At 68.0% G+C, this 8,975-nt stretch carries 3 protein-coding genes and 2 pseudogenes; 1 reads left to right on the forward strand and 4 read right to left on the reverse strand.

Annotated features, from left to right (window positions below; genetic code table 11):
* Window positions 1-171: 171 nt before the first annotated feature.
* A pseudogene (locus tag GXB85_RS18825) lies at window positions 172-396 on the reverse strand (transposase); the annotation flags it as partial.
* Window positions 377-727, reverse strand: a pseudogene (locus GXB85_RS18830) (transposase); the annotation flags it as partial. The pseudogenes GXB85_RS18830 and GXB85_RS18825, both read right to left, overlap by 20 nt.
* Here GXB85_RS18830 and GXB85_RS18160 point away from each other — a divergent pair.
* Entirely contained in the window at window positions 692-886 is a 195-nt protein-coding gene (locus GXB85_RS18160) for a hypothetical protein (RefSeq protein ID WP_237728101.1), read from the forward strand. The pseudogene GXB85_RS18830 and the gene GXB85_RS18160 overlap by 36 nt on opposite strands.
* Window positions 887-1,311: 425 nt before the next feature.
* On the opposite strand, the gene GXB85_RS08420 is transcribed toward GXB85_RS18160, so the two are convergent.
* Window positions 1,312-6,753: a DUF3320 domain-containing protein gene (locus GXB85_RS08420; RefSeq protein ID WP_161917204.1), complete on the reverse strand. Its 5,442-nt coding sequence runs from the start codon at window positions 6,751-6,753 to the stop codon at window positions 1,312-1,314.
* On the reverse strand, window positions 6,750-8,957 hold the full coding sequence (locus GXB85_RS18835) for an ATP-binding domain-containing protein (protein ID WP_161917205.1): 2,208 nt from the start codon (window positions 8,955-8,957) through the stop codon (window positions 6,750-6,752). The genes GXB85_RS08420 and GXB85_RS18835 overlap by 4 nt, the downstream gene beginning before the upstream one ends.
* Window positions 8,958-8,975: the final 18 nt, after the last annotated feature.

The raw sequence follows: 8,975 nt of genomic DNA on the forward strand, positions 1-8,975 counted from the left end.
CAACGGGCGACTGGAGCACCTACGCGGCATCGCCCTCGGCTTCCGCAACCTCACCAACTACATCGCCCGCAGCCTGCTCGAGACCGGCGGCCTCAGACCGCGACTACACCCTCGATTGCGATGAGCCGGCAATGGTGTGACCTCCCAGTCCGGGTCCCCAGCCTCCAGGGCCGTCTCGAGTCGGGTGACCTGCCGGGCGGACAGGTGCTCGGCGCCGTGTCGCAGCAGCCCGCGGATCTCGCAGGGCGGGTCGTTCTTGTGTCCGCGGTGACCGAGGGTGTCCTGCTGGACGCGGCAGCGGACCTCGTCGACCACGGCCGTGCCGAGCTTGACGACGTGGAACGCGTCCAGGACCGCGACGGCGTTCTGGGGCCTCGCCGCGGATCGCGTTGGCATAGTTCCGGAACAGGTCCAAGGCGGCGTGCTCGACCGTCGCGGTGAACCCCTCGGCCTGGGCGGCCAACCACCTCAAGTAGGCGGTCCCGGACCGGCCAGAGACCACGCCCAGCAGCCGTGCGCGGACGCGCCCGTACTCGTCACGGCTCAGATCGACCATCGAGGTCACCGCCCGGTCCCCACCGCGGCGCGAGGGCTTCCAGACGTGCTCGTCCGCCCCCAAGGTGACCACCCCATCGAGCGCGTCCCAGCAGGTGTGCCAGTCCACTCCAGGTGCCGGGCCAGGGTTGCCACGGTGGTGTCGTCGTGGGGCAGCGCGTCGGTCGCCCACCCGATCGCCCGGCTCGTGAGCTTGGCCCGCGGCCCGATCAGCGGGTGGTCCTCGGAGAAGGTCACCACCGAGCAGCCGGCATCGGGACATCGCCAGATCCGCTTGCGCCAGCAGATCAACACCGAAGCCCCGAACGCCGGCGCGTCGTGCACCCGGTGAACACGGCGACCGTGACCGATCGCGACCACTTCGCAGGACCGACAGCCGATCACGACCTCATCGGTCTCGACCGTCACCACAGCCGGCCCGCGCCATCGTGAGCGACCTCGAGCATGTACAAGCCGGGGCGTGGAACACCTCGTCAGCGCGGGCGCACCAACGTGCGCCGTCGCCGCATCTGCTCCCAGACACGTCGGGCTTCCGAAGGACGGTTGCTTGGTCGCTGCCGACCTTGGAGGCCCCGACACCTACCTCCCTGGAGCACCGCGCACACCGCCCACGACGACCACCCACGCTCGACTCCGAAGAGCCGGATTCAGGAGATGCACGGCCGATCAATCACTCTGCGAGCGAAGCGCGCCGACCGGCCCGGCCGTGACCTGCTCCAGTGGCGCTGGGAGCGGTTCACGTCCTGAGTGCACGGGTCACGTCGACGCGTGAGCGATGCGGAAACTATCCCCTCGATTCTCGAGCCGACGTTCATGGACCAGCCGAGCCACAGCCTGGTTGGCCATGCGGCGCACTTCTTCGGTCGTGTTCCATCCGAAGAACTTGGCGACATCCCTCGCGATCTGGTCGCTCTCCGCTACGACGGCGTCGTCCACGATATGCGTGATCGCGACGCGGATCTCCTCGGGCGGGACTTGCCTGGGCTTGCGCTGGGACTCCGGGCCACTCGGGTAGCGGGGCACTCTGAAGGCCTCGCCAGGCAACGTGATGAAGTCCATCGAGTCGATGACGACCTTGCTGTCTCGGACACGAACCCCTTCGATCGCCCGGCGCGCGTTGCCGTCGATCTGCGACCCGATCCGGCCAATGCCCCAGTCGCGTCGCAGCCGGTCAAAGGCAACTGAGAGATGCATTGGCGCCTCGACGGCGAGAAGCTCTGCGAAGTACTGCCGCATGGCGGGCCGCGCCTCCACCGCGCCCGGCTCGTGCCAGGTCCGGTATCTCTCGCCACCCACGCGATACGGTCTCCCCCACTCTGGCGGCGCGTCCAGGTCCACTTGTTCGACTTCCAGCACAGGCGTCGTCGGACGAGTGAGGATGGCTGGCATACCCGTCGCCGAGACCGCCGCCTCGATCGCGGCGCGGAGCCGATCCAGCTGCTCAGCCCGTTCGCGGACCCAGCTAATGCCCCAGATGCGGTGGATGCGCCAGCCGAGCCTGGTCAGCACCTCCTCGCGAAGGCGATCGCGATCTCGCGCGACTCTCGACGAATGGTAGGCCGCGCCGTCACACTCGACACCGAGGATGAACCGTCCCGGCTCGAGGGGGTGCCGGATGCCGATGTCGATCCTGTAACCCGCTGTCCCGACTTGCGGGACCGCCTCGTAGCCCAGAGCGACGATCTCTCGGATGACGTCTTCCTCGAACGGGCTCTCAGCGTCGCCGAGACTGTCAGTGAGGTCCACGGCAAGCGCGGGCATGCCTCGTTGAGCGAAGTCGATGTAGCGCGCGAGTGCGCTGACACCCTCGTTCACGGAGACCAGTTGCCCCGGATGGAACGAGCTAACGACCTCGACCCGCTGACGGGCGCGTGTGATGGCAACATTCAAGCGCCGCCATCCGCCTTGTCGGTTCAGGGGACCAAAGTTTGTCGTCATCTTGCCGTGCTCGTCCGGGCCGTACCCGATGGAGAACAGGATGATGTCCCGCTCGTCACCCTGGACGCTCTCGAGACTCTTGATGAAGAAACCGTCAAGGCGGTCGTGCGAGTTCAAGAGGTCTGAGATCACGGGGTGTTCGAGCGCCTGTCGTTCCATCTCCGCGAAGATGGCGTCCTCCTGAGCGGTCGAGAAGGTGACCACCCCCAAGGAAAGGTCGGGGTGCTCCGTCGCGTGATGGACGATCCGCTCCACGACCTTCTGGGCCTCGACCGGGTTGTCGCGGGACGTACCTCGCCGGTACGTCCCGTTCACGACGATCGACTCGAGGCCGATGTCAGAGCCTTGCTCGCGCGCGCTCGGGAAGGTGAACAGCTCACCCTTGTAGAAGCGGTGGTTGGAGAAGGCGATGAGGCTCTCGTGGGCACTGCGGTAGTGCCAGCTGAGTGGTAGCGACGGCAGGGCGCCCGCTGCCTTGCATTGGTCGAGCACAGACTGGAAGACGTCCGGCTCCTCCTCGTCGTCCGTCTCCTCGTCCTGAAGGCCGCTGGTGAAGAAGCTCGTGGGCGGGAGCTGCTTCACGTCGCCGGCGACGATCAGTTGCTTCGCACGGTAGATGCAGTTGACCGCATCTGAGGGCAGCACCTGCGACGCCTCGTCAAAGATGACGACGTCAAAGCGCATGCCCGCAGGCAGGTACTGGGACACCGCCAGCGGGCTCATCATGAAGCAGGGCTTGAGCTCCTGGGCCACCTGCCCGGCGTCGGCAAGCACGGTACGGATCGGCTTGTGACGGCTCTTAAGATTCGCCTGGCGCTGGATCAGCTGCGCGCCCCTGCTGGTGGCCGACTTGGGTCTGCGAGCGTTGCAGGCCACAACCACCTTGTTGTGAGCTTCGTGGACGAGGCGCCGGTCGAGGTGGTGGAAGCGCTCGACCAGGGCGTTCCGGTCGTCTGCTCGAAGGGGCTTCAGGCGGTGGTCGGCGTTGATCGTTGCGTCGACCCAGGCCTCGAGGACGGCACGCTCCACAGCCTCAGGGACGTCCGCAGCAGCCGCTCTGGCACTTGTGAGCTCCTCGATCAGCGGGGCGCAGCCGAAGTCCTCGAACTGCTGGACGCGGTTCCGGTACTCGGCCCACACCGGGACGTCACGAGGTGCGTCAGCAGCCAGCTCCGCCAGAACCTCGTGCGCGATGTCAAGGTCCGTGTCGAGATCCGCCCGTAGCTCGGCTCGGCGGGCCTCGTCGAAGTTCGACAGCAGATCGTGGACTTGTCGCGAGTACGTCTCGACAAGCGGCGCCAGCTCGACCGAGCGGATTGTTGGCTCCCAAAGTCGCTCGGCGACCCATAGAGGAATTTGGTCGTTCACCCGCCCTCGGACCGCGCTGGCCCAGCCAAGCGCCCGCTCGACGGCGGGCCACTCGGTCGAGAAGGACTCGTACGCCGGGCCCAACGCGGCTCGGTCGTCCTCGTACCGGTCCAGGATCGTTGCCGTGGTGCGCGCATGGTCACCGACTGCCGTGAGGATGCTGCGCGCGTCGGCGATCGTCGTGTCGCGCCCGGCCGCGACGGCGACGCGCTCGAGCACCGTGACAGCTGCCCGGTAGCTCTCATCGAGCTGCTGCGCCGCCTCGGCGATGTCCTGAGGCGTACGCGGCGCTTCTGGCCGGTTGGTTTCGCCCCACGCGGCCGCCAGTGAGTGCCACCGAGAGAGCGCAACCTCGATACGGTCGGCGGTGCCGAGCAGCTGTGGGTCCGGATTGCCGGTCGCGCTGAGTTGGCGGGCGAGCGCGTCGGCATCGAGGTCGTCACCGACGAGCCGCAATGCTTGCTCGGCGGTCGCGATGGCGACGCTCACACGGCTGAAGTCCGTGTCGGTTCGGCGGTAGTAGCCGCCCAGCCGCGCGGCGTGGTCAGCCTCGGCACGGGTCAGGGCTGCCTCAGCTTGTTGCCACGAGATGGCATTCGGGAGCGCAGCGACCGCCTGCTTGTCGGCTCGACCACGAACCGTGATGCTCTTGAGCAAGCGACGATCCGCGCGCGCCGCGCTCGACCACCGACGCAGGCCGACATGCGTCTGGGTCAGCCTGGTGTGCAGAGCCGGGAGGTCCACGGTGAGCGCGTCTGACGTGAACTCGGCTTGCGTTCCCTTCTCCCACCCACGGACGAGCTCGACAAGGCTGCCGAGGATGCGCGCCGACTCGTGCACGGCTGCGGTCACAGCGGGGTTCAGCCAGTCGGCCTCCGGCCGTGCGCTCTGAGCTCCCAGCCTTGCGAGTGCGACGAGATCAGCGAGTCGCGAGACGGCGAGCCGCTCGGCGTCGACGCCGAGCATGTGAGCCAGTCGACGCCCTTCGCTGGCGAGCTCGGCGAGTACCACCGGAGCGTTCCTTGCCGCGTCGACCGCGGCCCGGAGCTGCGTCGCTGACGTCGAGGGGCTCGGCGACCAGAGGTCGTTCGCGATCTCGAGAGCAGTGAGCAGCTCGAGGTCGTCCGGTTGCAGCTCAGTCCATCTCGGACCGACGGACTCCTCGATCGTCGTGGTGGCGCGCGCGTGTGCGTCGACGAGCCGTCGCACGTCGGCCAGGCGCTTGCGGACTGCGTCGAGGTCCTCGGTTGTGAGGTGCGCGAGCTGGCTGCCGTCGGGGCGTTCTTCGAGGAGTTGCAGGAGGAGCACACGATCGCTGGCAGCGGCCGCGGTGACGGGCATCGAGACTTCAAGGTCGTCGTCGACCGCACGAGCTCGGGACGCGAGCGCCGCGGCGGAGTCACGGGCGGCGACTGCAAGGCGACGCAGCCGCTCGGGGTCTCCAGGGTCGGCGCAGCGCACGAGCCCTCGCCACGCGAAGGCGCTGCCGCGCTCCACCGGATCCCAGACCCGTGCCAGCGCGCCGGCGCCGCTGCGGATGTCGGCCAAGTCGTCGGCGCTGAGCGACGACCACTGAGCGCCACCGGGGAGCCGGAAAGTGGAAAGGCGGTGTGCAGCCGCCATCGTTCCAAGCGCCCAGTGAATGCTCCGGCCCGTGCGCGGTCGCACCTCGTTGAGCGCGATGGCGTAGCCGCTGAGATCGTTCCGCGCGCGTTCGAGCTCCTTGGCCTCCACGGCGGACAGGGGCTGCCCGGCACGAATGCGCTCGGAGAGGGCCTTACCCATGGTCTCGGCGAAGTGCTTGCGGGTGGTCGCGCTGCTGTGGAGTTCGAGCAAGAAGGGACCGAGCCCAACGTCCGAAAGTCGGTTGCGGACGACGTCCAGAGCGGCCGCCTTCTCGCTCACGAAGAGCACAGACCGCCCGCTCGCCATGAGCTCAGCGATCATGTTGGCGATCGTCTGGCTCTTGCCGCTCCCAGGTGGGCCATCCATGACGAAGCTGCGACCGTCACGGGCGGCGAGGATGCACTTGCGCTGGCTACCGTCGGCGTCCATCACGTTGTGCAGCAGCTCGGGAGGCATGACAGTGTCGAGCTCGTCGTCGCCGATGGGGTCAAACGCGAAGGAGCCTGCTGAAGGCGCGTCGGGTCCGAGGGCGACTAGCTGGACGAGTTCGCTCGCAAGCACCTCGTCCTGGTGCTCGCGCAGATCCTGGTAGATGGCTTCCTTGTGGAAGCTAAATGTGGTGAGGACGACACGTTCCTGGACGTCCCACCCACGGTGAGCCGCCACCTTCGCGCGGACCCCGGCGAACACCGAGGCGACATCCAACACATCCGGGTCGATATCGTCGAGGACGAGCCCGAAGTCGTGCTCGAGCTTGAGCGCAAGAACCGGGTTGAGCACGACGTCGTCCTCGGTCCGCGTGACGACGTACGGCATGTCCGCCGACGTCCGGCGCAGTCGCACGGGCGCTAGCAGGATGGGGCTGACAACCGGCTTGTCGTCCTGCGGGTCGCGCCAGGCGAGCATGCCGAGCCCGAGGTAGAGGGTCCACAGACCGCGATCGGCGAACGTCTGCTGGGAGTGCTGGTCGAGGCGTCGCAGACCCGCCTTAAGCTCGCTCTCGGTCTTGTCGACGATCACGAGCTCGCGTCCACCGACGGACGTTCGTTCGCCGTCGAGCACGACGCGAACATCGCCGTTCTCGGTGAGCATCAGAGCATTGCTAGGACTGGGCGCGACCACCTCGAGCGACGCAGACTTCGTGTGCTTGAAGTAGAGCAGCCGCTGCCGGCGGTCGAGCGTGACGAGTTCCCGACGCCATGTCTCGAGCTGACGTTCCAGGCGCGCGCGCACGTCGGACCGAGCGCCCGTCGAGTCTTCTGTCATGAGTCGTTCCTCGAAGTCCCCGGCATGAGCCGTCGTGCCATCGTGAGCAGTACCTCGACATCGTCATCGGCCAGGCCAGCGACGATCTCGAGAAGGCGATCGCGAGGGCCGCGGGTTGGCTCGTCAGGCGCTGGCTCGGCCAAGGGCTCGACGCGATCGTCCACCGGTTGCTGCGCCGAGGGTGTGGTGTCGAGGTGGTCGAGCCCGAGAGGGAGTGGCCGTGTGTGCGCGATGTACAGCGCCTGCGTGCATCGGGTCATCGCGGCGTAGAGGAGGCGCCGGTTGTCGTCGGAGGTCCCGACGATCGCGTCGGGCTCGGCAACGATCACGGCGTCGAACTCCAGGCCCTTGGCCAGCCGAGCGGGCACCACGGTCGTCGGACCAGCGAAGTCCCCGTCGCGGCCGTCCCCGATTGATGGGTCGAGCTCTCGAAGGTCGGCGAGCAGGCCGTCGTAGCCCGCGTCTTCGACGACGACACCGACGGACATCTCGAGCCTCCGCGCGTGCCGTATGGCGGACTCGACGACCGCGACGAGCGTGTCGGGCTCACCCCGGAGTACCTGAGGAACGAGTCGACCGGTTCGGATGGACTGTGGCGCACGAAGCGCCGAGGAGATGAGCGGAAGCTGACGCGCGGCGAGGTCGAGCACGGCGCTCGGGACGCGATAACCGATAGTCAAGGTCTCGACCTGGGCCGCGCTGTCTGACAGGTGTCGGCAGATCTGCGACCAGTCGTCCACCGCCCAGGTCGTGCGTGCCTGTGCGAGGTCGCCGAGCAGTGTCATCGAACCGCTTGGGCAACGGCGCGCCAACGCCCGCGCCTGCATCGGCGAGAGATCCTGCGCCTCGTCGACGACAACGTGTCCGTATGTGACGGGTGCTCCGTCGAGAAGCGCGGATAGCTCGTCGAGGCAGTAGAGATCCGCTTCCGTCCACGCCACCTCCGCGATCGGACCCGTGCCCTCACGGGCGATCGCCGCACGCTCGTCCGGAGTCAGGATGTCGGTGGCCGCGTCGACCAGCCACGAGCGCGTGGCGTAGAGCGTCCGGAGGAAGTCCTCGGGGGTGAACGTGGGCCAGAGCCGGTCGAGCGCGTTGGAGAACGCCGACAGCCGTCGGATCGTGGAGTCGTTCGCGACGGGTGGCCGTCCGTTGCGCCGCTGCTCGGCCGCGTAGACCTCGTACAGGGCATTCCCGAGGACCTGGCGGAGGACGCCGCGAGCCTCGTTGTGCGGCAGCGAACGACCGCGCACGTCATCGAGGATGGCCATCACCCGCGTACCGGGCAGTCGCACGCGGTCGGCACCGACTGCCAGCTCCACGTCTCCCGGCTGTGGATTCACCCTCTGCCGCAGCGCTGCCGCAAGGACCGCGGCCATGCGGTCAGAGCCCTTGACTGCTTCGCCCAGGGGCGTGTCCGTCGCGGTCGCACGGCCGTCTCCCGCGTACAGGTCCGGCAGCTGCACCTGCAGCACGTCGTTGACTCCGAGCAAGGGCAGGACGCCGCTGATGTAGCTGAGCAGCGTCGCGGACGGCGCCACGACCAGCATGCCTCGCTCGCGAAGCGCGGCGTTGTTGTAGGCGAGCCACGCGGCGCGATGCAGGCCGACGACCGTCTTGCCCGTGCCCGGCCCGCCCTGCACGACCAGCAGGTCCTCCATCGGGGCGCGGATCACTCTGAACTGCTCCGCCTGAATCGTGGCGACGACGTCACGCATGGCGCCGTCACGTGAGCGTTCCAGCTCGGCGAGGAGAGCGTCGCTGATGGTCGGCCCGCCCAGCGCGCCGACGGCGGTGTCGCCGAAGACCTCGTCGATCAGGCGGACGATTCGGCGCTCTTCTTCGACGAACGTCCGCTTGCTGGTCAGCCCCTGCGGATCGGCTGGCGTCGCCTGGTAGAAGGGAGCGGCCGCCGGCGTGTGCCAGCTGATGACCTTGAGGTTTTTCTTCTCGTCGTACACACGGCGACGACCTACGTAGAGGGTGGCGTCGGGTGCGTCCACGCGGCCGAATATCAGCGCACCGGTTCCTTTGGAGTGGCGTAGGACCTCGAGCGCGCGCCGCAGGGCGCGCGCAGAGGCCCGGTCGCCAGGCACCGCCGCCGCAATGCTCGCCTCGGCGTCGGCCATGCCGCGTTCGAGCAGGTCGTACGCGGTGTCCAGGTAAGCCTGCTCGTCCGCAAGCGCAGGATGGGCCGCCGTCACTCTCTCTCCTTCGGCACC

The organism is Cellulomonas sp. APG4 (assembly GCF_009996735.1).
Classification (GTDB): domain Bacteria; phylum Actinomycetota; class Actinomycetes; order Actinomycetales; family Cellulomonadaceae; genus Actinotalea.

Coding starts and splice junctions, on each gene's coding strand:
- GXB85_RS08420 (WP_161917204.1), bottom strand. CDS start 6,753: ATGACAGAAGACTCGACGGGCGCTCGGTCCGACGTGCGCGCGCGCCTG.